Source organism: Methylosinus sp. DMC45, from assembly GCF_056313885.1.
On record NZ_JBQUZK010000052.1, the window covers coordinates 1 to 26,734 of the forward strand.

Sequence of the window (26,734 nt, forward strand, 5' to 3'; positions counted from 1 at the left end):
GTTCGATTTCCTCGATCCCTACTGCAACCCGAACGCGGACGGCGCGATCGGCGGAGCGAGCTTTTTAAATCTCGTCACCGGCGGCGCGGCTGCGCATGTCGCCGGCAGCATCGCCAATCTTACTGGCAAGGCCGGCCTGTCGTTCACGTCTGGGAGCCAATCCAATGGCGTAGCGCTCGCGGCGACGGACTATGATCTCTCCGGTTCCGGCCACTCATTCTACGTCGAGATTTGGGCCAAGGAAGTCGCGTCAGGCTACAATGCGACCGCCTATCATACGCTGTTCGGCTACACGACCGGGACGAACAATGACGCCCAATGGATCTTCGACATGGGCTCGGACGGCAAGTCGCCGCGCGGCTCGGTCGCAACGACGACGGGCGGCGCGGGCGCCATCACAGTGACCGGCTCCTCCGGCGTAATGCTCGGCGCCGTCACACAGTTGGGGCTCGCTTGGGCGCCGGGCACGATATCGATGTTCGTGAATGGCGTGCTGATCGGCTCCGCCTCGAGTGCGCAGATCAACACGGTCAAATCGGGCGGAGCCGCCACGCCCTACATCAATGGCGCGTTCAAGGGGACGATCTATCGTGCCTATGAAGAGGACTTGACGGCTTCTGGCAATGCAGCCGCCGCCGTGGCGGCGAACAGCTATGCGCTCAACAGCGGACGCTTCGCATAACGGGGCTACGGCACCTGACCGGCTATCAGCGCGCCGACGCCCTCATAGCCGGTGAGAGATAGGTGGACCAGCTCCGAAGGCGGGTTGCGATACCAGCCGGCCGCGAGCATTGAGGCATAGTCGGTCAACGTCGAAAGGTCGACCATCGACATGCGACGCTGACCCGCGACGTAGCGGGAGACGATCCGCCGATACTCGACGACTTGCGCATCATCCGGAGTCGAAATCGGATGGCTCGGGACGATACAATATCGGAAATTGTAGATGTCGTATCCGCATGCCAACCAATTCGCATCCATCTTGATGCGGATGGCTTCTGCATTGTCTATGTAGGCTAACGGCCCTGTCGGTCCTCCGGTCGCGAGCGGGCCGAGCGATGGGGTGCTCGTCTCGTTGCGGTCGTTGAAGCCGGAGTCGAGCATCTGGACATACATCGGCGGGAGTCCACGAAGACGCTGTAGGCGTGTGACCGATTTAAAGTAGTTCTGGAGCCGCGCATCCGTGAGCCCTAGCACCGCCGCCGCCATGTCATAGAGAGATTGGCCCCCAACTCCATAGACAGTGTGGAACCCAATGCCTGCGGTACGATCGACATTCTCGACGCGCTGCCAGAGTTGGCATGTCTTCGCCACGTTGGCGGCCCCCGCCCCGAGACGCCATTTGAACGAGATATCGGTCGTGCGAGGGCCGGCCGGAAGATCGAGCGTCGCATAACCGATCGTGTCGCTGTCGCCAGCGCATGAGACCGGCACCCCGGTCAAAAGCGTCGTGTAGGGTGGCGTTTCGATGCGCGCAGCCGGGACGAACGACCCGCCACCGCTCGCGAAAATTCCGTAGCAGTAGTGCGCTCTCAGATTCGCGGTGACGTCGAGACCTGGTGTCGCTTTGCTGAGGTAGATACCGTTGAACTGCCCCATATCGCCGCCTGCTTGGTAGCAATATTGCTGGTTCGGCAGACGATAATCATCGAATGCCGTTGGCGCTCCTGTCGTCGCGCTGTTGATGACGTTCACGATATTTGCCGAGCAGAATCCGGCGGCGGCGTAAGAGTCACCAGCGATCTCCTGCGAGTACAGCGGGGTCGCATAAAGACCGAAAAGCGAGGCCAGCGCCTTAGCGACCCCATGATCGAGCCCAGTGTTGTCCATAAATGCGTTGCTATCGCCAATCAAACCCACATCAATTGGACGAACTCGCGCCTGCGCGAGCAGGCCAAGGGCCCCCGAGTAGCTAGTTATATCGATATCTGGCGTTTCCATCATCACGTCGCCTCCATCAGGAATTAGGAAGCTCCGCCAATCATCTAAGTAAGGAAATAGACAACACTTCGTGCCGTCGCAAATCGTGTTGAAATTGGCCGGAGCAACTCCTAGTCGAAGGAACTTATCCGATCGGACGGCGAGGTCAATGTTCTGATCGGAGGACCGCTCAGCGAAGCTCTGCCAAACCGGTGACCTTTCGCATGACAATCTGAACCGACGCCGACAGCGTCCAGAACAACATGTCGGCGGCGTCGGCGTTCTGTAGCACGCTCAACGCCTTGATTGGTCTGTTGAACTCCTCGTGCAGTCGCTCGATCGCATTCGAGGCGCCAATCGCAATCCGCTGGCTCTGCGGAATGCCCGCGTGCGCGAGGAGATTGCGTTATTTCCAGCATTGCGCTCGCCATACGCGCGAGCGCCTTCGCGCGCATATGCGCGCTCTCTCCCCAAAGGTGAAACATGACCGATTGGAACGCGGTAATTCGCGCGACCGCAGACTCGCGCGGCAAGACGCCCGACCCGAAGATCATCGCCATGATCGCGGATCATGCGGACGATCAATTCCCGACGTGGGGCTTCACGACGATCCGTCGGCAAGCCGCGCTGCTCGCGCATATTTGCGTCGAGACCGCGAATTTCACGGCGCTCGAGGAAAGCCTCAACTACTCGGCCGAGCGACTGACGGAGGTGTGGAAGAAACGCTTTCCGACCGTCGAGAGCGCTCTCCCCTTCGCGCATAATCCGAAGGCGCTGGCGAACAACGTCTACGGCGGCCGAATGGGAAATCTCCCCGGAACCGATGACGGCTGGATTTTCCGCGGCAAGGGGATGTTGCAGGCGACTGGCCGCGATAAGGGCGCGCTGCTCGGTAAAAAGCTCGGCGTCTCGGCCGACGTCGCGGGCGCGTGGTTGATCCATCCCGATCATGCGCTCGAATGCGCCTGCTCGCTGTTCGTTCTGCTCGGCGCTCTTCCCGTGGCGGACAGTGGAGACGTCGTTGCGCAGACGAAGCGCATCAATGGCGGCAAGAACGGCCTCGCGGAGCGTCAGGCGGCCTATGCGCGGGCGATGCGCGCGCTTTCTCGAGAAACGGCGAAGGCGCGCGTCGAGGCGCCGCAGGATGACGCCGAGCCGACGGAGACGCCGCCCTCGGTGGGCGAACTGCGCGCCGCCGGGTCACGGACGATCAAGGGCGCCGACCAGGCGCAACAGGGCGTCGCCGGCGCGATGGTTTCCGTCGCCGGCGCCTCGGCCGCACTATCGCAGATCAGGGATGTCGCCGACCAGGCGCAGGAAGCTGCGACGGCCGTGCGGAGCGGCGTCTCCGCGCTCGAGACGCTGCGCGATTATTGGCCGCTGCTCGCCGTCGTCGGCCTCTCCGCCGCCGCCGCCTATTTCGTCTGGCGCGCCTGGCGCGGCGCATCGCTGGTCAAGGCCGCGCGCGTCGACGACGCCGCCTCCGGCCTCAACATCGGTAGGTGAGCGCCATGTTCGAAATCGTCAAAACCGCGGCTGAGATCGTCGGAGAATCGGTTGCGATCAGCCTCGCCATCGGCATAGGCGGCCCGCTGCTCTATGTCGTCTGGCTCGCCATTCGCCGCAAGTCGATCGGCTGAGGGCGCGCCATGCCGATCCTCGCCCTTCTCCCCATGCTGCTCAAAGGCGCGCTCGACGCGCTCTCGGCGGCGGTGCGCACGCCGATCGGCGCGGCGGCCGTCGCCGCCGGCCTCACCTGGCTCGTCGTCGGCCACAATGAGCGCGCCGCATGCTCGGCGCGCGCTGAGGCGCTGCGCCTCGAGCTCCAACGCGCGGCCGACGCCGAGCATGCGCGGCGTGAATCCGCGATCGGCGCGGCCGACGCCGCCGGCCGCGCCGAATCGGAAGCGCTCGCCCGCAAAAATCTCGGTCTCGAAATCCGAATGAAGGAAGCCGCCGATGCGTCCGCCGCTCTTGATCGCAGCCCTTGTCTCCCTCGCGACAGCGTCATGCGCCTCGACCGGCGCGCCCGATAGCAGCCGGACCGAGCCCGTGCGCGAGCTCGCGCACTCCATGGCGCCGGGCGATCTCGACAAGCCTTGCGAGCGCCCGGCCAAGCTGCCGCCGCTCGCGCTCGCCGCCGGCGAGGTCGAGCGCCTCTGGGGGCGGGATCGCGTGGCCCTGACGACGTGCGGCGATCGGCACGCCGCGAATGTTCAGTGGCGTGAGCGTCGGGATTTGGGGCTGGCCGGGGAAGCGAGATGAGCGAGCTGACGAAAGAGGATGGGAAGGCGGCGGTGGGCGAGGTGATCGCCGAAAAATTCGAGATGACGCTCGGCATTGATTGCCGCTCGCCTGAAGAAAGGGTGGAAACGCGAAAGGATATGGAGTTTCTGCGCTACGCTCGGCTCGAGGATCTGCGAGAGGGCGATGAGATCGCCGAGGATCGAAAATTCGTGCGGGCGCTCCGCGCCGGCGCGCGCAAGGGCGGCGAGAAAATATTCTGGTGGGCGGTCGCGCTGCTCGGAACGACCGCGCTCGGAGTTTTCTGGCCCGATATCAGCAAGCATATCGGCCGATAGCGCCGCCGAAAATCGGCCGGGCCGACCGCCATCGCCCACAATGTGGGGTGGCCCCTTCACGCTCGACGACTGCTATCGGGCCAACGCTGAGCGCATCGCGCGGCAACAGGTCGCGCTCGCTGCCGCGCGGGATACGGTTTGGTAGAACCGAAGCCTCGACGAGGAACATCGTCACTCGGTCTATTTATCGTCAGCAATTCGAAAGCTTCTCAAGAATTTTGTCGCTCTGAATCGTTCCCAGATAAGGACGCCTACGACCCCTTAATTGGCCTTTTGAAAGATGTTCGGCTGCGCTTAGTTCGTGAACAAAAACTTGGGCAATTTTCATTCCCGGCCTAATCTTGATCGGGACCTCCCCGACATTTGCGAGTTCGAGTGTCAAACACCCGTTGAAGCCGGGGTGTATTCCTGCAGCGGTTTCGATAATCAAACCCCTTCGCGCCCAGGTCGATTTGCCGCCGACATACCCTCCGAGACTCGCTGGGAAGCTCAACCATTCTAGCGTACTCGCCAATACGAACCTTCCGGGATGCAAAACAAACTCCTGACCGAAGGGCACGAAATATCGCTTCGCAGAACGTGCCTCAGAAAGGGCCTCGCTTTTCGTGGCCATAACGTCGAAATAGGGGTGGCTTGATTGTCTTAATGTAATAAACCAGCGGCCTAGGCGCAACGTGACAGAAGCGTCGCCACTAGTTTCCACCTCTCCAATTTCAGGTTCAGGAATGATAGAGAGACCGTTTGGCTCACCATTGTTCCCGGATTCAATGCGCTTCGCCAGAGCTACGCAATCAAGCATCGAGCCGCCTCCGAAATTCTAGCACTTCTATGCTTTTAAGCACCAGTTCAGATGTCCACTCGAATAGTGCTCTTTCCTGGGTATCGTGAGCCTCCCCCTCCGCACGTACAAACTGCCATCCGGCATTCAGGATATCAGGAAGAGAGCGGGGGCGGCGGGAAGGAATTCCGCGCTTGAACAAAGTAAGTATGTCTCCTGCTGCGCTCGGTTCCGGAAGCAAGTCATGCGCCGCTTTGAGGACCTTGCTCGAAGCTTCCGAATACAGTTCCTTTGCTAGAGAACTTGCGATCTCGTCGGCAGCTCGAGAAATAAAACTTTGATCTAAGCTAAGTCTCGGTTGCCTTTCTTGAAACTCCAATGGAAAGTTAGAAAAACCTAAACTGTCAAAGTCGAGCCCGCTATGATCTGCCATAAATTGAGCGCGCGAGCGTAATGGAGGGTAATATAAAGAGCGATCGCCTCCAAGACCGGGAGCGAGAAGATAGTGAAATGAGTAAACAAAACTTTGCCCAAAAATTTTGAGGCCGATAGCATCACAGTACGTTTCTTCCATTTGCCCGAGCGTCAGGCGGCTGATATCATCGACAATTAAGGTTAGAAACATATTAGACGAAAGCTCAGCGTAGTCGATCCTAATTTTAGCAAATGTCGTAAACACTGCTTTGAATGCTATTTGTTCTTGAATTATATAGTCGCGGATTTTTTGCTGAACCTTTGGTGCCCAATCGCTTTCCAAACCTTCGGCCGTCCAAATCGAGTGTCCAAGCTCATGTCCGGTCAGAGGTAGTATTAATGCATTGGACGATTCGGTAGCAGGCATTCCCAATAGTACATATCCGGGAAGGACAGGAACACTGAGGGCGTAGGTCAGCGGCGACATATCCCATTCAGAGGAAATTACGATTCTTGCCTCTGGACCGATTAATCGCTGGGCTAACTGCAGAAGCGAATCATAACATTCAAAGTTGTTACGAACATTTGTTGATCTCAATAAAAACCCAAGCAAAGGAAGGTATGAAGAAATTCTGCTGTTTGCAGTAGTGCACGCAGATACAAGCAAATCTCTGTCTACACTAGCCCGATCGACTCTAAAAATTTGATCATTAAAAAAGTCTTTGAATAGAATAAGCGCGTCTTTCGCGGAACTGTGAGGAAAATCAGATAGAAGAAGACCATCTATCTGATTTACGACTGCCCTTAGCTTCTCAATTGTGTGAGCGTGAAGTCCAATGGTCATAGTGCCATCGACCTCATTCTCGAAGCACGGACGACCACCGGCTCCGGTATGCGGTTGGCTACTTCAGAGACCAATTCGCGATTGAGCCCAAGACAAAAATCCCGAATACACTCAAGATCATCCTGCGAAAAATTAGTTAGCCCAGCCTGGGCAACTTGTACAAGCAAATCAAGAATCGGACTAAGATCATGCGTAGAGGAAGGTTGCTTTCCCGTAGACAACTCAGCACGAAAAGAAAGGCTCGCAAGCTGCGAGTTGTTCAGAAGCTCTCTCTTTGAGAGGGCAGCATCAGGCTGAGTGCCTATCAAGGAGGTCGCCAATTTTAACAGCGCCGGAGCATCTTTACGCTTCTGGTGGAGGACCTCATTCAACTCAATAGCTGCATCAAGGCTTTGCTCCACGGCCAAATCTCGGGCGACTCGGTTGAGGTGATGGTTCGCCATATTGAATTCCTATCCTCGTTCACTTGTCCTCTTACGGGACAATTGTTCACATTCCCCTCCATGGGAGCATCATCATCATATTTGATTCGACGTTCTTAGTCTCGAAGCCACGGCGACGCCTTCGTACGCATCCGGTGACTAATCGACGTTGGCACCTTATTCCTCTGGCCCAGGTGACTTCAAGTTGGCATGGTAGCCTTCGGCGAATAGCCCACGTCCAAATTTGTCCCTAAGTTAGGGCGCAAAAACGAGAACAGCTACTTGGCCGGCTTTGCGTTTTGCAAACGGCCGGATGAGACTGCGCCATGGCCGACGCGCTCACTCTGCGGACATATCCGTTCAACCCTGTAGAGATCGTATGCGAGCGCTGCGGTCGGGCCGGCCGCTACGGCCGCGCCGGGCTCATCAAGCGATTCGGCGCCGATATCGCTCTGCCCGATCTGCTCCGCCGCCTCGCCGCCTGTGACCGCGCCAGAGATATGAGCCATCCCTGCGGCGCTCTCTATCCCGCATTGCGGCCGCCCGTAGAACCGCTAATTGAGCGGCCCGGATCGTTGGAAAAGTGAGGGAGCCAAGCGGCTATTCTTTGACCTAAAGCGGCGAGAAAAAATCCCTCCTCGGCGCTCTAGGTGTTTGAAAAATAGAGCTTGGCGAAGTCCCTCCGAGGCCTCCAGCCCCACCCTCGCTCTTTTCGGCCGGTAAGACGTCTCTTCGGGCCGCTCCGGCAAGAGCGGATAAGCCTCAGAGACGCTCGACGATCAGCGATTTCTCGAGAGCGCCGAGCTTCTCCGGCAGATCGGCGACCGTATCGGCGAGAGCGGCCGCCAGCAGGCTCTCCGCAACCTCATGCTTATATTCGTCGAACACCAATTCCAGCGCGTCATAGGAGTCGTCCTGAATCGGCCGCGCCAGCGCGATGCTGGCGTGATCGTCGACCGATTGCGCGAGGCGGTCGAAACGCGCGCGGGTCGTCTCCGGCAACATCGACAAGACCGCCCGCTCATAAGCGCCGTCGAACATGTCGCGCAACGCGAGCAGCTCGCGCATCAGTCGATAGAGCTCTATGACCTCGGGGCTGCTGGATGCTCGGAAAAGTTGATCCATAGGAAATCCTACTCTCTTGAATTCAATAATTTCGAGTTCAACCCGGTTCGGAACGCTTGTCAAGGTTGCGTTTTTGCCGGCGCACGCGCGTCACGGCGCGGTGACCGGCCGATGATGGCGGCGCTTGATCGCATCGATCTCCTTCAGCATCGCCTTCAGCGCGTCGATCGCCTCGCGTTCCTGCGCGGTGAGCTCGCATTGCGGATGAAAATGCGCCAGCAGAACGGCCATTGCGTCGCCGATGCGGCCGAGCTGCTTGCCATAGCTGCCGACGTCGGCGAGCACGTCCTCCTCCACCTGCGGCGCGCTCGAGCGGCCGAGATTGATGTTGATGAGGCCGAATTGACCGCCATAGGGGCTGAAGACGGCGGTCCAGGGGTTGATGGTCTGAGCGACGTCGCCCGACAGCGGGAGCTTGAAATTGGCCATGAGAAGCGGAGCCTCGTGAAAAAGAAACGAAGGCCGAGCTTAGCCCTTTTTCACGAATCGGTCAGCGGATGCGTGAGCGGCTCGGCGCGCCGCCGCGATGCGATCCACAGCACCAGCGAGCCGAGCAGAATGGAGGCGGCGGAGCCCGCCAGCACGCCGATCTTGGTGGCGCGCATGGCCGCCTCATCCGCCTCGAAAGCGATCTGGCCGATGAACAGGCTCATGGTGAAGCCGACGCCGCAGAGCACGGAGACGCCATAGAGCTGGATCCAGCCGGTCTTGGGCGGCCGCGAGGCGATTCGCGTCGCCAGGGCCAGAGCGATCGCCGTGAAGACTCCGAGCTGCTTGCCGAGAAAAAGGCCGAGCCCGACGCCGAGCAGAATGGGCGCGCCGGTCGTCGCGAGATCGCCGCCGCCGAGCGCCACGCCCGCATTGGCGAAGCCGAACAGCGGCAGCACGATAAAGGCGACGAATGGCCCGAGCGCATTCTCGAGCCGGTGCAACGGCGTATGCTCCTCCGGGTCCGGCCCGGAGAGGCGCAGCGGAATCATGGCCGCCAGCAGCACGCCGGCGAGCGTCGCATGGACGCCGCTGAGCTGCACGAAACGCCAGAGCGCCACGCCGAGCAGGAGATAGGGCGCGAGGATCGTGACCTCGAAGAGATTGAGGCCGAGCAGCAGAAACAGGGTCACGCCCGCCCCTAGCATGGGCGGAGCCGCCGGATCGCCGGCGTAGAACACCGCTATGATGACGATGGCGCCGAGATCGTCGAGAATGGCGAGCGCGGTGAGAAACACTTTCAGCGCGCCCGGCACGCGGTCCCCCAGCAGCGCCAGCACGCCGAGCGCAAATGCGATGTCGGTCGCCGAGGGAATCGCCCAGCCGCGCGCCGCCGACGAATCGGCGTTGAAATAGGCGTAGATCAGCGCCGGCGCGGCCATTCCGCCGAGCGCGCCGACGCCGGGCAGCACGCGCGCGGACCAATGGCGCAAATGGCCGTCGAGCAGCTCGCGCTTGATCTCGAGGCCGACGAGCAGGAAGAAAACCGCCATCAGCCCGTCGTTGATCCAATGCAGCAGCGAATGGCCGGCGATCGGCGTCGCCAGCAGGCTGTGATAGGATTCGGCGAAAGGCGAGTTGGCCAGCGCGAGCGCCACAGCGGCGCTCGCCATCAGCACGACGCCGCCCGCCGCCTCGCTGGCGAGGAAGCGACGCAGAGTCGAAGGCGCGGCGTGATGCGGATGCTGTTTCATGGCGAGCGCCGCCCAAGATGAGAAGAACGCGCCACACTTGAGCGATTTGCATTGCTCTGGCAAGAAAATCCGGCTCTGCGCGCGAGCCGCCGAATATGCGTAGGCAGGAGACACAAATGACTCTCTTTCGCGCCATCGGCCTCATGTCGGGCACCTCCATGGACGGCGTGGACGTGGCCCTGCTGGACACGGATGGCGAAAAGCGGCTCGACTTCGGCCCGACCGGCTTCCTTCCCTATTCCGAGCAGGATCGCGAGCTGCTTCGCGCCGCCCTCGCCGAGGCGGCCCGCCTCACCGACCGCGCCGCCCGCCCCGGCGCGGTCGGCGCGGCGGAGCGCCTCGTCACGGAGCGTCATGCGGAGGCGGTCGAAGCCTTTTTGCGCGCGGAGAGCCTCGATCCGGCGAGCGTCGATATTCTGGGGTTTCACGGTCAGACGGTTCTGCATCGGCCCCAGAGCCGGCTCACGATCCAGATCGGCGACGCGCCGGCGCTCGCCGAGCGGCTCGGCGTCGATGTCGCCTATGATTTTCGCGCCGCCGATGTCGCCGCCGGCGGCGAGGGCGCGCCGCTCGTGCCGGCCTATCATCGCGCTCTGGTTGCATCCAGCGGGATCGAGGGGCCGGTCGCCGTCATCAATATAGGCGGGGTCGGCAATGTCACTTTCGTCGATGGCGACGCGGAGCCCCTCGCCTTCGACACCGGTCCCGGCAATGCGCTGATCGACGATCTGATGCTCGCCCGCACCGGCTCGCCGGTCGACCGCGACGGCGCAACCGCCGCCGAGGGCCGCGTCGACGAGGCGATTCTGCAATCCATGCTGCTTCATCCATATTTTCAGAAACTTCCGCCAAAGTCTCTAGATAGAAACGATTTTTCATTTCGTGCGACAGACGAGCTCTCGCTTTGCGACGCGGCCGCGACGCTCACCGCCTTCACCGCGGCGTCCCTCGCCCGCGCCTTCTCGCAGACGCCCTCGGCGCCGCAGCGGGCGATCGTCTGCGGCGGCGGCGCGCATAATCCGACGCTGATGCGCGCGCTCGTCGACCGCCTGCCCTGCCCGATCGCCACGGCGGCGGAGGTCGGCTGGAAGGGCGATGCGATCGAGGCGCAGGCTTTCGCTTTTCTCGCTGTGCGTGTGCTGAAAGGCCTGCCGCTGACCTTCCCTGGAACCACCGGGGCGCCCACGCCGACCAAGGGCGGCGAGATCGCCGCCGCGCAGCGCGGCCGCCGCGCCATCGGCCGAGGGAGCAGATAGCTCTGGCTTTAGCCGCCTCTTTCATTCCGCATTGAGGGTCTGATCTTCAAATGCGCGATGGGAGAAGGAGCGAAGCATGACCGAGACGATTCAGCGAGACGAGGACGCCGCCGCCTGGCCGAGCCGGCGCAATCTTCTTCTCGGAGCGCTCGGGGCCGTCTCCGCCGGCGTCGGGGCCGCGGTCGCCGAGCAGGTCTGGAAGCGCAAGGACCTCTCGGCCCGCTTCTTCAACACAATGTCGATCGAGGCCTTCGATCTGCCGCCGACGCCGGGGCTGACCTTCGCGGACGGGCGACCCATGCCGGGCTTCGGCGCCGCCGATCTCGCGAGCAAGCGCTCGCTCCTCTATCTCTGGGCCTCTTATTGTCCGAGCTGCCGCGCCGAGCATCACCTCTTGATGGCGTTGGCGCAAAAAGGCGTCGTCATCTACGGCGCCGATGTGAAGGACGATCCGGCCCACGCCCGCAGCTTTCTCGCCGAGCATGGCAATCCTTTCGTCGCCGTCGGTCAGGATCAGCGCGCCTTTTTGCAGCGGGCGCTGGGCGCGCGCGGCGTTCCGGCGAGCTTCGTGGTGGCGCCCGGCCCCAAAATCGACGTCGCCATTCTCGGCCCGATAGACGAGAGCGCGATCACGACGCGAATTTTGCCGGCGCTGGCGAAAAACGCCTGAGGCGCGCGCGGCGAGCGAAGGCTCTGAGCACATTGCCGAAATTTCATAATATTAAATTTTGTTAACAAGTAGATTTTCGACTCTTCTACAATATTGCCAAAAATTAACTTGAGATCGGGCCGCATAGAGCAGAGCCTCCGCTCGCTCCCGCCGGCATGCGGCTCGTGTTTTTCGAGAACCGCCCCCGCCTTCCGGCCCGCCCCGGCCCCGTCTCAGCGGATCGTGGGGACGGCGGGAGCGCTATCGAAACCGAGGTCCTGTCCCATGACGAAATCCATCGTCGTGGCGAGCGCGCTCGCGCTCGCCTGCGCTGTCGCTCCGGCTATCGCCGCCGACCTTCCCTCCACCAAAGCGGCGCCCGCCTTCATTCCGCCGCTCGCGCCGCCGCCGCTCTGGACCGGCTTCTACGTCGGTCTCAACGCCGGCTATACATGGTCCAACAGCGATACTGTCGCCCAGAGCTATTGGGACACAGACGCGGCCGGCCTCGGCGCCAATGCGCTCATCGGCAATTTTCCCGGCTCGATCAACGCCAATGTCTCCGGCTTCATCGGCGGCGGCCAGATCGGCTATAATTCCCAGGTCTCGGACAAATTCCTCTGGGGCGTGGAGGCCGACATTCAGGGCGTCGCCACCAGCGGCTCCACGGCAGCGCTCACCGGCGCCTCGGCCTACACCACGCTCTCGCGCGGGATCGATTATATCGGCACGGCGCGCGGGCGGCTCGGCTATCTCGTCACGCCGACTCTGCTCGCCTATGCGACGGGCGGTCTCGCCTATGGCCAGACCAATCTCTCCGCGAGCTATCTCGGCGCGCCGACCATCGTCGCCTCCGATTCCTATTCCGATCTTCGCATCGGCTATGCGGTCGGCGGCGGCCTCGAATGGCTGTTCGCGCCGCGATGGAGCGCCAAGGTCGAATATCTCTATTACGATCTCGGAACCGCCTCGACACCCAGCGCCGTCTACGCCTACACATCGGCGCTCGGCTCGCAGATCTCGGGCGCGCAATCCTCGACGCGCTTCGACGGCCATATCGCCCGCGCCGGGCTAAACTATCATTTCGACTGGCTCAAGCCGGCGCCGATCGTCGCCAAATTCTGAGCATAAAAAAAAGCGCGGCGCCAAGCGCCGCGCTCCGCCGTCGCAGATATTTCCCGCGATCAATCGCCCCGCGCGGGAATGGCGATGCGGGGCGGATTGCCGAGACGCTTGTCGAGATAGGCGTCGACATGGGCGATCAGCGGCTCGATGCGGTTCTCGAAGAAGTGGTTGGCGCCCTGCACCACCGCATGCTCGATGACGATGCCCTTCTGAGTCTTCAGCTTCTCGATGAGCCCGGTCACTTCCTTCAGCGGCGCGACGCGATCGATGTCGCCGTGAATGAAGAGGCCCGATGACGGGCACGGCGCGAGAAACGAGAAATCGAAACGATTGGCCGGCGGCGCGACCGAGACGAAGCCCTCGATCTCCGGCCGGCGCATCAGCAATTGCATCCCGATCCAGGAGCCGAAGGAGACGCCGGCGATCCAGCAGGCGCGCGCCTCGGGATTGACGGCCTGCGCCCAATCGAGCGCCGCGGCCGCGTCGGAGAGCTCGCCCGCGCCATGATCGAAAGAGCCCTGGCTGCGGCCGACGCCGCGGAAATTGAAGCGCAGGACGGAAAAGCCGCGCTCGGCGAAAGCGTAATAGAGGTTGTAGACGATCTGATTGTTCATCGTGCCGCCGAACTGCGGATGCGGATGCAGCACGATGGCGATCGGCGCGCCGCGCTGCGCCGATTGATGAAAGCGGCCTTCGAGCCGGCCGGCGGGGCCGGTGAAAATGACCTCGGGCATGAAGTTCCTCGTCTCCCCCGCGCGAAAAACGCGCTTTTTTCGTCGGGCGGTTTTCGCCGGCGCCGAAAATGCGTTATGCTCCAGCCGGAGCGCCCCTTGCCGGGCGTCCACGCGTCCGGCGCGCACCGAACCCGCGGCTCGTTTTCGGCCGAGCGGGCCTTCTAGCATGTGTGACGGCGCTCATTGCAAGAGTTTTGAAGGGTCGCGGCGCATTCTCGCCCCACCGATCCATAGCTCGGCTGCATGCGGCGTTTCGCGAAGGGTCGAGAATTCTTGGTCGATATCGTTCCTTGTCCCGCTCCGCTCGAGATCGAGGCTTCGCTGGCGAGGACGGCCAAAAGCCGCGATCCGGGCCTCGACTTCATCAAAGGGATTTTGATCCTCCTCGTCGTCTTCGGCCATTCGATCCAATGGATCGTCCATGCGGGAACGGAAGACTATTGGGACGACGGGCTGTTTCGGGCCATCTATCTCTTTCATATGCCGGCCTTCATCGCCGTCTCCGGCTATCTCGCCGCGCGCCGGATCGACGCCGCGACGCGCCTCGAGCAATTCCTCTTTCGCCGCACGCTGCCTCTGCTCCTCGCAATGGCGGTCTGGGCGGGAATTTTGGCCTGGCCGAACCTCGAGCGCGCATTCCTCGGCCTCGAGACCCATTTCCGTTCGGATGTGTGGAGGGATTTTCGCGACTCCTTTTGGTTCTTATGGGCTGTCGTCGTCGGCTCCGCCGGAGCCTTCGCCGCGACGCGCTTCGGCGCCTATGAGCGAGCGGCGCTGCTGCTGATCACGGCCGCGCTGCTGCTGGCGCCGCTGCCTGATTTTCCACGCTCGGTCATTCGCTACACGGCCGCCTTCTATCTCATCGCCTTTCTCGCCGGGCGCGCCGGCGTGACGATCCGCGGCATCCCGCCCCACTTCGCCGTAGCGGCCGGGGCGGCGGCCACGGTCGGATGGCTGTTCTGGACGCCGGACACTTACATCTACAACAATGGCTTCGCCTATTGGCGGCCGGGCGTCGCCGGCCAATTGGCCCTGATGCTGCCGGTCTCAGTCGCAGCGACGCTGGCCTTTCTGCGCGGGGCGGTCGCCCTGCACGACAGGATCGCGCCATCGGCGGCGGCGCGGATCGTGATCGCCATCGGCGGAATGACGCTGGAAATCTATCTGGCGCAGACAGTGGCGTTTCGCGCGACCTCGCTGCCGCCGGAATTCGCCGCCGGCTATCTCGACGCGGCGGCGGCGACCGCGATCACTGTGGCCGGGACGGCGGCGCTCGTCGCCCTCTCCCGCCGCCTTCCGGGCGGCGAGCTGCTATGGGGACGCCTGCCGGCTCTCCCATTCCGCGCGCGGAACGATTAGCTTCACATCATGTCCGCCCCGCGCGCCTATCTCGACCATAACGCCACCACGCCGCTGCGACCGCAGGCGCGCGACGCCATGCTCGCGGCGCTGGAGACGCTCGGCAATCCCTCCTCCATCCATGCCGAAGGCCGTGCCGCACGGGCGCTGATCGAGGCCGCGCGCGGGCAAATCGCCGCGGGACTTGGGACGAAATCGCGCAATGTCGTCTTCACGTCCGGCTCGACCGAGGCCGCCAATCTGATTTTGACGCCTTTCTTACAACGAGACCAAACTACGGCGGAGATCGATCTGCTGCTCCTCGGCGCCGGCGAGCATCCGGCCGTTCTGGCCGGCCATCGCTTCCCCGCCGCGCGCGCCGAGACCATAGGGTTCGACCCGGATGGCGCGCTGTCGCTCGACGCGCTGGCCGATACGCTGCAGCGCAACAAAGGCAGGCGAATTCTGCTCGCCCTGCAGGCCGCCAACAATGAGACCGGGGCCATTCAGCCGGTCGCCGCCGCGGCCGATCTCGTCCATGCGGCCGGCGGGCTTCTCGTCTGCGACGCCACACAGGCGGTCGGGCGGCTGGAGACCACATTCGCGGCCCTGCGGGCCGATGCATTGTTCTTTTCCTCACATAAGATCGGGGGCCCCATGGGCGCCGGCGCTCTGGCGCTCGCGGAGGACCGCCTCCATATCAGAGAGGCGCTGCTGCGCGGCGGCGGCCAGGAGGGCGGACGCCGCGCCGGCACCGAGAATGTGGCCGCTATCGCCGGCTTCGCCGCGGCTTTCGCAGTCGCGAAAGACAGCAGGGCGGAGGAGGCCGAAAGGCTCGGCGCGCTGCGCGACCGGCTGGAGGCGAAAGTCGCGGAAATCTGGCCAGAAGCCCTGTTTCTCGGCGCAAAAGGCCCGAGGCTCGCCAATACCTCGGCCTTTCTGACCCCAGGGCAGAAGGCGCAGACCTTGCTGATCGCGCTGGACGTCGAAGGGGTCGCCCTCTCCTCCGGCTCGGCCTGCTCCTCGGGCAAGGTGAAAGCCTCCCATGTGCTCGCCGCCATGGGGCTCGAGGACAAAGCCGCGCTCAGGGCGAGCTTGGGTTGGAGTTCGACCGAGGAGCATGTAGATTTGTTTGGTATCGCTTTTGCAGGGGTCGCGAAGAGGATCAGGGCGCGGCGGACGGCCGCCTGAAGGGCGGCTTCGGCGGCTCTAATTTCGGCCGGCGGGCCTTGAACCCGTCGAGACGAGGAGAGGACACATGGCGGCTCGCCAGGAGACGGTGGCGCGCGTCGAAGAAATCGACGTCGACGCATATAAATACGGCTTCACCACCGATATCGAATCCGAAAAGGCCCCGAAGGGCCTCAGCGAGGATATCGTCCGCTTCATTTCGGCGAAGAAGAACGAGCCCGAATGGCTGACCGAGTGGCGGCTCGAGGCCTATCGGCGCTGGCTGACGATGGAGGAGCCCAAATGGGCTCGCGTCGACTATCCCGCGATCGACTATCAGGATCTCTATTACTATTCGGCGCCGAAATCGACGCCCGGGCCGAAGTCGCTGGACGAGGTCGATCCCGAGCTGCTGCGCACCTATGAGAAGCTCGGCATTCCGCTGCGCGAGCAAGAGGCGCTCGCCGGCGTCGAGCAGCGCAAGGTCGCCGTGGACGCGGTGTTCGACTCGGTCTCGGTGGCGACGACCTTCCGCGAGGAGCTGTCCAAGGCCGGCGTGATCTTCTGCCCGATCTCGGAAGCGGTGCGCGAGCATCCCGAGCTGGTGCGCAAATATCTCGGCTCGGTCGTGCCGGTGACGGATAATTTCTACGCCACGCTGAACTCCGCCGTCTTCTCGGACGGGTCCTTCGTCTACATCCCGCCGGGCGTGCGCTGCCCGATGGAGCTGTCGACCTATTTCCGCATCAATGAGAAGAACACGGGACAGTTCGAGCGCACGCTCATCATCGCCGACGCCGGCTCCTATGTCAGCTATCTCGAAGGCTGCACGGCGCCCAAGCGCGACGAGAACCAGCTGCACGCCGCCGTGGTCGAGCTCGTCGCTCTCGACGACGCCGAGATCAAATATTCGACGGTGCAGAACTGGTATCCGGGCGACAGCGAGGGCAAGGGCGGCATCTACAACTTCGTCACCAAGCGTGGCGATTGCCGTGGCAAGAACTCGCATATCTCCTGGACGCAGGTGGAGACGGGCTCCGCGGTGACGTGGAAATATCCGTCCTGCATTCTGCGCGGCGACAATTCGCAAGGCGAGTTCTATTCGATCGCAGTGTCGAACGGCTATCAGCAGGTCGACAGCGGCACGAAGATGATCCACCTCGGCAAGAACACCAAGAGCCGCATCATCTCCAAGGGCATCTCCGCCGGCAATTCGCAGAACACCTATCGTGGTCAGGTGTCGGCGCATCGCAAGGCGGAAGGCGCGCGCAATTTCACAAATTGCGACAGCCTGCTCATCGGCGACAAATGCGGCGCGCATACGGTGCCCTATCTCGAGTCGAAGAACGCTTCCGCCGTGTTCGAGCATGAGGCGACGACGTCGAAGATCTCCGATGATCAGCTGTTCTACTGCATGCAGCGCGGCCTTTCCGAAGAAGAGGCGACGGCGCTCATCGTCAATGGTTTCGTGCGCGACGTTCTGCAGAAGCTGCCCATGGAATTCGCAGTGGAAGCGCAGAAACTGATCGCAGTTAGCCTCGAAGGCAGCGTCGGTTGACGTATCGATGAGCAAAGAGGCGCTCTGCGTTTTTTGAGCGCCTCTTTACGAGGCAGGCGAGCGACGAAACGGCCCACAAAGAGCGGCCCCCGAATTGCAACGTCCCTCGCAAGACAGCGAACAGCCAACAGGACGAGACCATGATCGAAATCAAGAATCTCCACGTCTCCATCGGCGAGCGCAAAATTCTCGACGGGCTGAACCTCACGGTGAAGGACGGCGAGGTGGCGGCCATCATGGGGCCGAACGGCACCGGCAAATCCACGCTCTCCTATGTCATCTCCGGCCGCGAGGGCTATGACGTCACCGAGGGCGAGGTGCTGCTCGACGGCGAGAATATTCTGGGCCTCGAGCCGCATGAGCGCGCCGCCAAGGGCGTGTTCCTCGCCTTCCAATATCCGGTCGAGATTCCGGGCGTCGCGACGATGACCTTCCTCAAGGCCGCCGTGAACGCGCAGCGCCGCTCGCGCGGCGAGGAAGAGCTGCAGACGCCGGACTTCATGAAGCTGATCCGCGAGGCGTCCGCCAAGCTCGGCATCAACATGGACATGCTGAAGCGCGCGCTGAACGTCGGCTTTTCCGGCGGCGAGAAGAAGCGCATGGACATTCTGCAGATGAGCCTGCTGCAGCCCAAGTTCGGCATTCTCGACGAGACCGACTCCGGCCTCGACATCGACGCTCTGCGCATCGTCTCCGAGGGCGTGAACGCGCTACGCTCGCCGAACCGCGGCTTCCTCGTGATCACCCATTATCAGCGCCTGCTCGACTACATCAAGCCGGACACTGTGCATGTGATGGCCAAGGGCAAGATTCAGAAAACCGGCGGGCCGGAGCTCGCGCTCGAGCTCGAGAAGAGCGGCTATCGCGATTATGTCGGCGAAGCGGCGTGAGGGTGAGATCATGACCGTGCAGGCGATCGACAAGAAGAGCGAGGCCGAGACGGCCTTCGCCGGCGCCTTCGAGGCGATGAAGGGCAAGGGCGCGCCCGCGTTGCGCCAGGCCTCCTGGGAGTTCTTCACGCGCAAAGGGTTGCCGACGCGTCGCGTCGAGGCGTGGCACTATACCGATCTGCGCGCCTCGCTGCGCATAGTCGCGCCGCTCGGCGCGCCCGGCGCCGTCACTCTGCCGCCGGCGAGCCTCGACCGCGTGCGTCTCGTCGTCGCCGACGGCGCCTTCCGTCCCGATCTGTCCGATGTCGCGTCTCTGCCGGCCGGCGTCGAGCTCGCCTCGCTCGCCGACGTCCTCGCCAAGGAGGACGCATCCGTCCTCACGGCGCTGGGCCTGCCGGAGAACGCCGGCGCCGACGCGGTGGTCGCGCTCAATGCGGCGCTGATGCAGGACGGCGTGGTTCTGCGCGTCGCTCCGGCGACGGAAGTGGCCAAGACGATCGAAATATTGCTGGTCTCCACCGGCGACGAGGCGCGCTCCTCCTTCACGCGTTCGCTGGTCGTCGTCGGCGACGGCGCCAAGGCGAAGATCGTCGAGACGTCGCTCGCCCTCGCGCCCTCCGGCGCGCAGGAGAATCACGTTCTCGCTTTCGCGATCGGCGCCGGCGCCGAGGTCGAGCATATCGCCGACATCGGCCCGCAGTCGGAAGCGGCGATACGGCTGTTCAGCCTGCTCGTCACCGCGCAAGCGAAGGCGTCGTTCAAATCGCTCGGCTTCGTCGAAGGCGGCGGTCTCGTGCGCCGGCAAATCTTCGCGCGGCTCGCCGGCGAGGAGGCGAGCGTCGCGCTCGACGGAATTTCCCTGCTCGGCGGCAAGGACCATGCGGATACGACGCTCGTCGTCGAGCACGCCGCGGCCCATTGTCAGAGCCGTGAGCGTTTCCGCAGCGTGCTCGACGGCCAGTCGACCGGCGTGTTTCAAGGCAAGGTGGTGGTGCGCCCGGGCGCGCAGAAGACCGACGGCTCCATGCAGTCGCGGGCTCTGCTGCTCAGCGAGAACGCCACGATGAACAATAAGCCGGAGCTGGAGATTTTCGCCGACGACGTCGTTTGCGGCCATGGCGCCACTTGCGGACGTCTCGACGCCGACCAGCTCTTCTATCTGGTGGCGCGCGGCCTGCCCAAGCATGAGGCCGAGGCGCTGCTGATCGAAGGCTTCGCCGGCGAGATCGTCGAGGCGCTCGGCGAGGAAGCGGTGCGCGACGTCTATTTCGAGCGCATCCGCAGCTGGCTCGGCAAGCGAGGGGGAGCGAAGTGAACCAGCCGCTCTTGGCCGAGGCCACGCCCGCCTATGACGTCGAGGCGATCCGCCGCGACTTTCCGATCCTGGCCGAAAAGCCCTATGGCAAGGATCTCGTCTATCTCGACAACGCCGCCTCGGCGCAGAAGCCGCGGCAGGTGATCGAGCGCATCTCCCAGGTCTACGAGCACGAATACGCCAATGTGCATCGCGGCCTGCATTATCTCGCCAATGCGGCGACCGACGCCTATGAGGGCGCGCGCGAGACCTTGCGCCGCTTCCTCAACGCCGGCGATCGCGAGGAGATCATCTTCACGCGCGGCGCGACGGAGGCGATCAATCTCGTCGCCTCCTCTTTCGGCCTCGCCAATATCGGCGAGGGCGACGAGATCATCCTCTCGATCATGGAGCATCACTCCAACATCGTGCCCTGGCATTTCCTGCGCGAGCGCAAGGGCGCGGTGCTGAAATGGATCGAGACCGACGATGACGGCGTCTTCTCGCTCGAGGATTTCGAGAAGCTCATCACGCCGCGGACGAAGATCGTCGCGCTGACGCATATGTCCAATGTGCTGGCGGCGCCGACGCCGATCGCCGATATCGTGCGCATCGCCCATTCTCATGGCGTGCCGGTGCTCGTCGACGGCTCGCAAGGCGCGGTGCATCTCGATGTCGACGTACGCGCGCTGGACGTCGATTTCTACATCATCACCGGCCATAAGCTCTATGGGCCGACCGGCATCGGCGCGCTCTATGGCAAGCGCGAGTGGCTGGAGAAGCTGCCGCCCTTCGCCGGCGGCGGCGAGATGATCGAGACGGTCACGCGCGACTATGTGACCTACAACACGCCGCCGCATCGCTTCGAGGCCGGCACGCCGCCGATCGTGCAAGCGGCGGGGCTCGGCGCGGCGCTCGAATATATGCAGAAGATCGGCCGCCCGGCGATCCGCGCCCATGAGGCCGATCTCACCGCCTATGCGCATGAGCGCCTCTCGGTTATACCGGGGCTTCGAATCTTCGGTCACGCCAAGGACAAGGGACCGATCGTCGCTTTCGACATGCCGGAGGCCCATGCCCACGACATAGCGACCGTTATCGACCGCTCGGGCGTCGCTGTGCGCGCCGGAACCCATTGCGCCATGCCGCTGTTGCAGCGCTTCAACGTCACCTCCACCTGCCGCGCCTCTTTCGCAATGTATAATACGCGCGACGAGGTCGATCGCCTGGCGGAAGCGCTGCTGAAAGCGAAGGCGCTGTTTTCTTGATAAGGAGACAGAATCGTGACCAAGACCGATGACGCGGTGGAGCCGCAGGAAGTCGTGACCGGTCGGGAGCTGACGCGGGAGGAGCAGCAGCCCCTGCCCGCGGGCCGGTCCAAGGAAGATGTCGAGCGGCTGACGCAAGGCATCATCGCCGCGCTGAAGACCGTGCAGGACCCCGAGATTCCTGCCGATATTTTCGAGCTCGGCCTCATCTACAATATCGACATCACGCCCGAGGACGTCGTCTATATCGACATGACCTTGACCGCGCCGGGCTGCCCCGTCGCCGGCACGATCGTCGAGCAGGTGCAGAGCTCGGTGAGCCTGGTGCCGGGCGTGATGGCTGTGATCGTCAAGCTCGTCTTCGAGCCGCCATGGGATCAGAGCCGCATGTCGGACGAAGCCCGCATGACGCTCGACATGTGGTGAGAATGAGGAGAGCCGATGGAAGCGCCCGCGCCGAAAATCGACGGGTGTCTCGAGACGGCTCTCTATGTCGAGGATTTGGCGCGCGCCTCGCGTTTCTATGAGGATGCGCTCGGCCTCGAGCCCATGTTCTCCGATCCGCGGCTGATCGCCTATGATTGCGGACCGCGCAGCGTGCTTCTACTGTTCGCGCGGGAAGCGATGGGCGAGGCGGTGGTTCTGCCGGGGGGCGAGATACCGCCGCATGAAGGCCGCGGGCGCTTGCATTTCGCGCTCGCGATCCGGCCCCAGGATCTCGGCCTGTGGGAGCGGCGGCTCGCAGAAAAGAATGTGCCGATCGAGGCGCGGATGCAGTGGCCGCGCGGCGGGCGGAGCCTCTATTTCCGCGATCCAGACGACAATCTCGTCGAGCTGGCGACGCCGGGCATATGGAAGAATTATTGATCGCGACGTCGAGCCGCGCATCCACGCGGCGGACGAAGGGATGTAGGGAGCGAACAGATGAACGTCATGAGCCTCAGCGACTCCGCGGCGGAGCGCGTGCGCGGCCTGCTCGCCGGCGCCGAGAACCCCAATATCGGCCTGCGCATCTGGGTGGAGAAGAGCGGCTGCGCCGGCATGGCCTATAAGATGGAGCTGGCCGAGCCCGCGCCCGGCGACGAGGTGATCGAGGAAAAAGGCGCGCGCGTCATCGTCGCCGGCCAGGCGGTCATCTATCTGCTCGGCACGCGCATGGATCTCGACGTGCAGCAGTTCTCGTCGAGCTTCGTGTTCCAGAACCCGAACCAGACCTCGGCCTGCGGCTGCGGCGAGAGCGTGGAGCTCAACCCGGTCGATCCGAGCGTCGCGGAGAAGCATGTGGCCGGCTGAGCCCGGGAATAAGATGCGAGCCTGAAGGCTCGCGGTCCAATGTGCGCCCTGGACCGTGAGCCTTCAGGCTCGCTCTATCGGCCGGTCGGTCCGCAAAACGGATTGCGCCGGGCCGCGTAAGGCGCTAGGCCGCAGGCTCGAAATCGAGCGCGGGATATCGCAATGGCGGCAGGACAAAAAGGTCTCACTTACGCCCAGGCCGGCGTCGACATAGACGCCGGAAATCGGCTGGTGGACCTCATCCGTCCCGCCGTGCGCTCCACGCGCCGGCCGGGAGCGGACGGCGAGATCGGCGGCTTCGGCGGCCTCTTCGACCTCAAGGCGGCTGGCTTTTCCGATCCAGTGCTGGTCGCCGCCAATGACGGCGTCGGCACCAAGATCAAGATCGCGATCGAATCCGGCCTCCATGGCACGATCGGCGTCGATCTCGTCGCAATGTGCGTCAATGATCTCGTCGTGCAGGGCGCCGAGCCTCTGTTCTTCCTCGACTATTATGCGAGCGGCAAGCTCGAGCCGGATGCGGCGGCCTCCGTCGTCTCGGGGATCGCCGCCGGCTGCGTCGAGGCCGGCTGCGCGCTGCTCGGCGGCGAGACGGCGGAAATGCCGGGTCTTTACTCCAAGGGCGACTATGATCTCGCCGGCTTCGCCGTCGGCGCCGCCGAGCGCTCCCGCCTGCTGCCGCGCGCGGAGGTGAGGGAAGGCGATCTCTTGTTCGGCCTGCCCTCCTCCGGCGCCCATTCCAACGGCTTTTCGCTCATTCGCCGCATCGTCGCCGAGTCGGGCCTCACCTGGGACGCCCCCGCGCCCTTCGCCGCCGGGCGGACGCTGGCCGAGGCGCTGCTCACGCCGACGCGCATCTATGTGAGGCCGCTGCTGGCGGCGCTGAAGCGCAGCGAGAAAATCCTCGCCCTCGCCCATATTACCGGCGGCGGCTTTCCCGACAATCTGCCACGCGTGCTGCCCAAGGGCCTTGGAGCCGCGCTCGATCTCGGCGCATTTCGACCGCCGCCGGTCTTCTCCTGGCTCGCGCTGACGGGCGGCGTCGCGGAAGCCGAAATGCTGCGCACCTTCAACTGCGGAATCGGCATGGTCGTGGTCGTGGCCGAGGACGGCGCGGAGGAGGCCGTGGCGGCGCTGCGCGAGGCCGGCGAGACGCCGATCGCCATCGGCGAAATCACATCGGCGGGCGACGGGCCGCGCGTCGTCACGCGCGGGACGCTGCCGCTATGAGCCGGCGGCTGCGCACGGCGATCCTCATTTCCGGGCGCGGCTCCAATATGGACGCGCTGATCGAGGCGGCCCGCGCGCCGGATTTTCCGGCCGAGATCGCGCTGGTCGTCTCCAATCGCCCGGAGGCCGCCGGCCTCGCCAAGGCCAAGGCGGCGGGAATCGCCGTCGCCGCGGTCGATCACAAAATCTACGCCGGCCGCGAGGAGTTCGAGCGCTCGCTGCAGATCGTGCTGGAGACGCACAGAATCGAATTTCTCTGCCTCGCCGGCTTCATGCGGCTGCTGACGCCCTGGTTCATCGGCCAATGGCGTGGGCAAATGCTCAATATTCATCCAGCGCTGCTGCCGTCATTTCGCGGCCTGCACACGCATGAGCGGGCGCTCGCCGATGGCGTGAAAATCCATGGCTGCACCGTGCATTTCGTGGTTCCAGAAATGGACGAAGGGCCGATCGTCGCCCAATCCGCCGTCGCCGTGCTCGATTCCGACACGCCCGACAGTCTCGCGGCGCGCGTGCTCGAGCAGGAGCATCTGCTCTATCCGCGCGCCTTGCGGCTCGTCGCCTCTGGCGCCGTCAGGGTGGAGGGCAATCGCGTCGTCGGCGCGAGCGCGTCGCCAGCGCCGGCGCTCGCCGTCCCCTCCTCCGGCTGATCCTGCCGCGAACATCCGGCGCCCGGGCGAAAGCCATGGCCGAAGGGATAGGCCGCGCCGCCCTTGCAGGGGCTCGGCAGCGCGAACCAGCAGAGATAGACGCCGATAGCCAAAAGCTTTGCGAGGCCGAGCGCGCCGTCGAAGGGCGTCGCTACGAGCAGAATCGTGAGCGCCAGCAGGCCTGCCGCCCTCGCCCCCCAATAGACCCAGCGTTTCGCCATCAGATCGCCCTTGCCGCCGTCATGCGGATCAGCCCCAATGTTAACGCAAAGATACGAGACTTACTAATCTTTGTCGGTTACGAATATGATCTTTGAAGTTTCTCGATCATATTCTCGAAGCGGCTTCCGCAGAGAGGTTTCGACAATGATAAAATTATACTCGTTCGGCCCTTATTTCGGCCTCCCGGATGCAAGCCCCTTTGTGCTCAAGACCATGGCGCTGCTGAAATTCGCCGGACTTCGCTATGTCGAGGATCATTCGGGCTTCGGCCGCGCGCCCAAGGGCAAGCTGCCCTTCATCGACGACGAGGGGACGATCGTCGCCGATTCCACCTTCATCCGCCTCTATCTCGAAAAAACCTATGGCATAGATTTCGACGCCGGCCTCACGCCCGAGCAGCGCGCCGCCGGCTGGGCGATCGAGAAAATGCTGGAGGAGCACTATTACTGGCTGCTGGCGCAGGCGCGCTGGATCGACGACGGCAATTTCGCGCGCGGGCCGGCGCAATTCTTCTCGCGCGCGCCGGCGATCTTGCGACCGCTGGCCAAAGCGCTGATCCGCAAGAAGATCGCCCGCACGCTCACGGCGCAGGGCCTCGGCCGTCATACGAATGAGCAGCTCGCCGAGCTCGGGCGGCGCGACATGGACGCGCTCTCCACCCTGCTCGGCGACAAGCCCTATCTCTTCGGCTCGGCGCCGAGCGCGGTGGACGCCGCCGCTTTCGCCATGGTGGCGCAGACGCTGGTTTCCGAGCTCGTGTCGCCGCTCCGCGATGCGGTGGCGAGCAAGCCAAATCTCGTCGCTTATCGCGACCGGCTGCTCGCCGCCTATTTTCCGAGCTATGCCGCCGGCTGACTCAGCCGACGATCTCATTGCCGGAGAAGAACTGCGGGATCTCGATCGCCGCCGTCTCCGGCGCGTCGGAGCCATGCACGGAATTCTCGCCGATGGAGACGGCGAATTCCTTGCGGATCGTGCCCGGATCGGCGCTCGCCGGATTGGTCGCGCCCATGACGGCACGATATTTGGCGATGGCGCCCTCGCCTTCCAGAACCTGGACGACGACCGGGCCGGAGGTGATCGATTCGATCAGCTCGCCGAAGAAGGGGCGCTCCTTATGGACGCCATAGAAGGTCTCGGCCTGCGCGCGCGTCAGCTGGATGCGCTTCTGCGCCACGATGCGGAGCCCAGCGTCCTCGATGAGGGCGTTGATCTTGCCGGTAAGATTACGCTTGGTGGCGTCCGGCTTAATGATGGAGAATGTGCGTTCGATCGCCATGGGCGCGTCGTCTCGTCGAGTTCGAGGATGGGATTTAAGATCGCGGCGCTTATAGCCGTCGGCCGGGCGCCCGGCAACCCGGCGCGAACGGCGACAATTTTCCATTCGGCCGCAACCGCGCGGCCCCGCGGCGAATTGCCCATGGCGGCGAGCGCTGATATGGCCAGAATTGCTCGCTTCATCGCTCTATTTGAGAGGAACGCCCGGACATGCCTTTCACGCCGCGCCCGCTCGTCGCCGGTAATTGGAAAATGAACGGGCTTTCGGCGTCGCTCGGCGAGATCGAGACCATCGCCGCGCGCTATGACGCCGCTTTGCACGAGAAGGTCGAGCTGGCGATCTGCCCGCCCGTCACTCTGCTGGAGCGCGCGGCGCGCATTCTCGCCGGCGCGACAATCGCGCTCGGCGGACAGGACTGCCACGAAAAGCCGAGCGGCGCGCATACGGGCGATATTTCCGCCGAAATGCTGGCCGACGCCGGCGCGTCTTACGTGATCGTCGGCCATAGCGAGCGGCGCGCCGATCATGGCGAGGGCGACGCGCTGATCCGCGCCAAGGCGCAGGCCGCTCTGCGCGCCGGGCTCACGCCCATCGTCTGCGTCGGCGAGACGCGCGCCGAGCGCGACGCCGGCCGCGCATCGGCGATCGTCGAAGCGCAGCTGGACGGCTCGCTGCCGCAAAGCGTCGCGCCGGATCATATCGTCGTCGCCTATGAGCCCGTATGGGCGATCGGCACCGGCCTCACGCCGACGCCTGTCGACGTCGCGCAAATGCACGCCGCCATCCGCGCCCGGCTCACCGCCCTCTTCGGCGCCGGCGCAGAGGCGACGCGCATTCTCTATGGCGGCTCGGTGAAGCCCGCCAACGCCGCCGAGCTGCTACGCGTGAAAAATGTCGATGGCGCGCTCGTCGGCGGCGCCTCTTTGACTGCGAAGGAGTTTCTGGAAATCGCCGAAATCTATCGCTGACCGGCGATAGTCTCGCAATCGTTTCGCGATAGAGTCTCGGCGC

Annotated in this window: 32 protein-coding genes; 23 read left to right on the plus strand and 9 right to left on the minus strand. The window is 63.6% G+C overall.

Going from position 1 to position 26,734, the window contains the following annotated elements; translation table 11 throughout:
• On the plus strand, positions 1–682 hold a 682-nt coding region (locus ACT53T_RS17005), incomplete at its 5' end, for a hypothetical protein (RefSeq protein ID WP_476162123.1).
• 5 nt (positions 683–687) lie between these two features.
• Here the strand turns inward: ACT53T_RS17005 and ACT53T_RS17010 are convergent.
• Complete coding sequence (locus ACT53T_RS17010) at positions 688–1,944, minus strand: hypothetical protein (RefSeq protein ID WP_476162124.1); 1,257 nt, start codon at positions 1,942–1,944, stop codon at positions 688–690.
• A gap of 459 nt (positions 1,945–2,403) precedes the next feature.
• Between ACT53T_RS17010 and ACT53T_RS17015 the strand changes: the two genes are divergently transcribed.
• From ACT53T_RS17015 to ACT53T_RS17035, 5 genes are read left to right on the plus strand one after another with little or no spacing between them, the layout of a single operon-like run.
• The gene (locus ACT53T_RS17015) at positions 2,404–3,426 is read left to right on the plus strand and encodes a glycoside hydrolase family 19 protein (protein ID WP_476162125.1); all 1,023 of its coding nucleotides are present in this window, start codon (positions 2,404–2,406) and stop codon (positions 3,424–3,426) included.
• Positions 3,427–3,431: 5 nt separating this feature from the next.
• Positions 3,432–3,560, plus strand: coding sequence for a hypothetical protein (locus ACT53T_RS17020; RefSeq protein ID WP_476162126.1), 129 nt, complete (start codon positions 3,432–3,434; stop codon positions 3,558–3,560).
• Positions 3,561–3,569: 9 nt separating this feature from the next.
• The gene (locus ACT53T_RS17025) at positions 3,570–3,956 is read left to right on the plus strand and encodes a hypothetical protein (RefSeq protein ID WP_476162127.1); all 387 of its coding nucleotides are present in this window, start codon (positions 3,570–3,572) and stop codon (positions 3,954–3,956) included.
• 16 nt (positions 3,957–3,972) lie between these two features.
• Complete coding sequence (locus tag ACT53T_RS17030; RefSeq protein ID WP_476162128.1) at positions 3,973–4,185, plus strand: hypothetical protein; 213 nt, start codon at positions 3,973–3,975, stop codon at positions 4,183–4,185.
• Positions 4,182–4,502: a hypothetical protein gene (locus ACT53T_RS17035; protein ID WP_476162129.1), complete on the plus strand. Its 321-nt coding sequence runs from the start codon at positions 4,182–4,184 to the stop codon at positions 4,500–4,502. The genes ACT53T_RS17030 and ACT53T_RS17035 overlap by 4 nt, the downstream gene beginning before the upstream one ends.
• A 190-nt stretch (positions 4,503–4,692) precedes the next feature.
• Here ACT53T_RS17035 and dcd read toward each other — a convergent pair whose 3' ends face one another.
• From dcd to ACT53T_RS17050, 3 genes are read right to left on the minus strand one after another with little or no spacing between them, the layout of a single operon-like run.
• The gene (dcd, locus tag ACT53T_RS17040; RefSeq protein ID WP_476162130.1) at positions 4,693–5,301 is read right to left on the minus strand and encodes a dCTP deaminase; all 609 of its coding nucleotides are present in this window, start codon (positions 5,299–5,301) and stop codon (positions 4,693–4,695) included.
• Positions 5,294–6,538 (minus strand): hypothetical protein, encoded by a 1,245-nt coding sequence (locus tag ACT53T_RS17045; RefSeq protein WP_476162131.1) that lies wholly within the window; start codon positions 6,536–6,538, stop codon positions 5,294–5,296. Before ACT53T_RS17045 ends, dcd begins: the two co-directional genes overlap by 8 nt.
• Complete coding sequence (locus ACT53T_RS17050) at positions 6,535–6,981, minus strand: hypothetical protein (RefSeq protein WP_476162132.1); 447 nt, start codon at positions 6,979–6,981, stop codon at positions 6,535–6,537. The genes ACT53T_RS17045 and ACT53T_RS17050 overlap by 4 nt, the downstream gene beginning before the upstream one ends.
• A 305-nt stretch (positions 6,982–7,286) precedes the next feature.
• On the opposite strand from ACT53T_RS17050, the gene ACT53T_RS17055 reads away from it, so the two are divergent.
• Positions 7,287–7,547, plus strand: a complete 261-nt coding sequence (locus ACT53T_RS17055) for a hypothetical protein (protein ID WP_476162133.1) — start codon at positions 7,287–7,289, stop codon at positions 7,545–7,547.
• Positions 7,548–7,722: 175 nt separating this feature from the next.
• On the opposite strand, the gene ACT53T_RS17060 is transcribed toward ACT53T_RS17055, so the two are convergent.
• The 3 genes from ACT53T_RS17060 to nhaA form a co-directional block, all read right to left on the minus strand.
• A complete protein-coding gene (locus ACT53T_RS17060) occupies positions 7,723–8,085 on the minus strand; it encodes a hypothetical protein (protein ID WP_476162134.1) in 363 nt (120 codons plus the stop codon).
• A gap of 90 nt (positions 8,086–8,175) precedes the next feature.
• Positions 8,176–8,514, minus strand: a complete 339-nt coding sequence (locus ACT53T_RS17065; RefSeq protein ID WP_018265285.1) for a hypothetical protein — start codon at positions 8,512–8,514, stop codon at positions 8,176–8,178.
• A gap of 50 nt (positions 8,515–8,564) precedes the next feature.
• The gene (gene nhaA / locus ACT53T_RS17070; RefSeq protein ID WP_476162135.1) at positions 8,565–9,767 is read right to left on the minus strand and encodes a Na+/H+ antiporter NhaA; all 1,203 of its coding nucleotides are present in this window, start codon (positions 9,765–9,767) and stop codon (positions 8,565–8,567) included.
• Positions 9,768–9,883: 116 nt separating this feature from the next.
• Here nhaA and ACT53T_RS17075 point away from each other — a divergent pair, with 116 nt between their 5' ends.
• The 3 genes from ACT53T_RS17075 (at position 9,884) to ACT53T_RS17085 (ending at position 12,797) form a co-directional block, all read left to right on the plus strand.
• Positions 9,884–11,023 carry an anhydro-N-acetylmuramic acid kinase gene (locus ACT53T_RS17075; protein ID WP_476162136.1) on the plus strand — a complete coding sequence of 380 codons (1,140 nt, stop codon included), beginning with the start codon at positions 9,884–9,886 and terminating at the stop codon, positions 11,021–11,023.
• A 76-nt stretch (positions 11,024–11,099) separates the two neighbouring features.
• Positions 11,100–11,693, plus strand: a complete 594-nt coding sequence (locus ACT53T_RS17080) for a redoxin family protein (protein ID WP_476162137.1) — start codon at positions 11,100–11,102, stop codon at positions 11,691–11,693.
• A 264-nt stretch (positions 11,694–11,957) separates the two neighbouring features.
• Positions 11,958–12,797: an outer membrane protein gene (locus ACT53T_RS17085; RefSeq protein ID WP_476162138.1), complete on the plus strand. Its 840-nt coding sequence runs from the start codon at positions 11,958–11,960 to the stop codon at positions 12,795–12,797.
• Positions 12,798–12,856: 59 nt separating this feature from the next.
• On the opposite strand, the gene ACT53T_RS17090 is transcribed toward ACT53T_RS17085, so the two are convergent.
• The gene (locus ACT53T_RS17090; RefSeq protein ID WP_024880053.1) at positions 12,857–13,531 is read right to left on the minus strand and encodes an alpha/beta hydrolase; all 675 of its coding nucleotides are present in this window, start codon (positions 13,529–13,531) and stop codon (positions 12,857–12,859) included.
• Positions 13,532–13,804: 273 nt separating this feature from the next.
• On the opposite strand from ACT53T_RS17090, the gene ACT53T_RS17095 reads away from it, so the two are divergent.
• The 12 genes from ACT53T_RS17095 to ACT53T_RS17150 all read left to right on the plus strand — a co-directional run bounded on the left by ACT53T_RS17095 (position 13,805) and on the right by ACT53T_RS17150 (position 25,299).
• Entirely contained in the window at positions 13,805–14,890 is a 1,086-nt protein-coding gene (locus tag ACT53T_RS17095; protein ID WP_476162139.1) for an acyltransferase family protein, read from the plus strand.
• A 9-nt stretch (positions 14,891–14,899) separates the two neighbouring features.
• Positions 14,900–16,060, plus strand: coding sequence for a cysteine desulfurase family protein (locus ACT53T_RS17100; RefSeq protein WP_476162140.1), 1,161 nt, complete (start codon positions 14,900–14,902; stop codon positions 16,058–16,060).
• Between the two features lie 67 nt (positions 16,061–16,127).
• A complete protein-coding gene (gene sufB, locus ACT53T_RS17105; protein WP_018265277.1) occupies positions 16,128–17,597 on the plus strand; it encodes a Fe-S cluster assembly protein SufB in 1,470 nt (489 codons plus the stop codon).
• Between the two features lie 140 nt (positions 17,598–17,737).
• Positions 17,738–18,487 carry a Fe-S cluster assembly ATPase SufC gene (gene sufC, locus ACT53T_RS17110; protein WP_476162141.1) on the plus strand — a complete coding sequence of 250 codons (750 nt, stop codon included), beginning with the start codon at positions 17,738–17,740 and terminating at the stop codon, positions 18,485–18,487.
• Entirely contained in the window at positions 18,468–19,802 is a 1,335-nt protein-coding gene (gene sufD, locus ACT53T_RS17115; RefSeq protein WP_476162142.1) for a Fe-S cluster assembly protein SufD, read from the plus strand. Before sufC ends, sufD begins: the two co-directional genes overlap by 20 nt.
• Complete coding sequence (locus ACT53T_RS17120; protein ID WP_476162143.1) at positions 19,799–21,049, plus strand: cysteine desulfurase; 1,251 nt, start codon at positions 19,799–19,801, stop codon at positions 21,047–21,049. Before sufD ends, ACT53T_RS17120 begins: the two co-directional genes overlap by 4 nt.
• Positions 21,050–21,064: 15 nt before the next feature.
• On the plus strand, positions 21,065–21,475 hold the full coding sequence (locus ACT53T_RS17125) for an iron-sulfur cluster assembly protein (RefSeq protein ID WP_174242402.1): 411 nt from the start codon (positions 21,065–21,067) through the stop codon (positions 21,473–21,475).
• Positions 21,476–21,490: 15 nt separating this feature from the next.
• Positions 21,491–21,916: a VOC family protein gene (locus tag ACT53T_RS17130; RefSeq protein WP_400767671.1), complete on the plus strand. Its 426-nt coding sequence runs from the start codon at positions 21,491–21,493 to the stop codon at positions 21,914–21,916.
• 57 nt (positions 21,917–21,973) lie between these two features.
• Positions 21,974–22,342, plus strand: coding sequence for a HesB/IscA family protein (locus tag ACT53T_RS17135; RefSeq protein ID WP_018265271.1), 369 nt, complete (start codon positions 21,974–21,976; stop codon positions 22,340–22,342).
• Positions 22,343–22,504: 162 nt separating this feature from the next.
• Positions 22,505–23,572: a phosphoribosylformylglycinamidine cyclo-ligase gene (gene purM / locus ACT53T_RS17140; protein ID WP_476162144.1), complete on the plus strand. Its 1,068-nt coding sequence runs from the start codon at positions 22,505–22,507 to the stop codon at positions 23,570–23,572.
• Positions 23,569–24,222 (plus strand): phosphoribosylglycinamide formyltransferase, encoded by a 654-nt coding sequence (purN, locus tag ACT53T_RS17145; protein WP_476162145.1) that lies wholly within the window; start codon positions 23,569–23,571, stop codon positions 24,220–24,222. Before purM ends, purN begins: the two co-directional genes overlap by 4 nt.
• Before the next feature lie 366 nt (positions 24,223–24,588).
• Complete coding sequence (locus ACT53T_RS17150) at positions 24,589–25,299, plus strand: glutathione S-transferase family protein (RefSeq protein ID WP_476162146.1); 711 nt, start codon at positions 24,589–24,591, stop codon at positions 25,297–25,299.
• 1 nt (position 25,300) lies between these two features.
• On the opposite strand, the gene ndk is transcribed toward ACT53T_RS17150, so the two are convergent.
• Entirely contained in the window at positions 25,301–25,723 is a 423-nt protein-coding gene (gene ndk / locus ACT53T_RS17155; protein WP_018265267.1) for a nucleoside-diphosphate kinase, read from the minus strand.
• Positions 25,724–25,932: 209 nt separating this feature from the next.
• On the opposite strand from ndk, the gene tpiA reads away from it, so the two are divergent.
• On the plus strand, positions 25,933–26,691 hold the full coding sequence (gene tpiA, locus ACT53T_RS17160; protein WP_476162147.1) for a triose-phosphate isomerase: 759 nt from the start codon (positions 25,933–25,935) through the stop codon (positions 26,689–26,691).
• Positions 26,692–26,734: the final 43 nt, after the last annotated feature.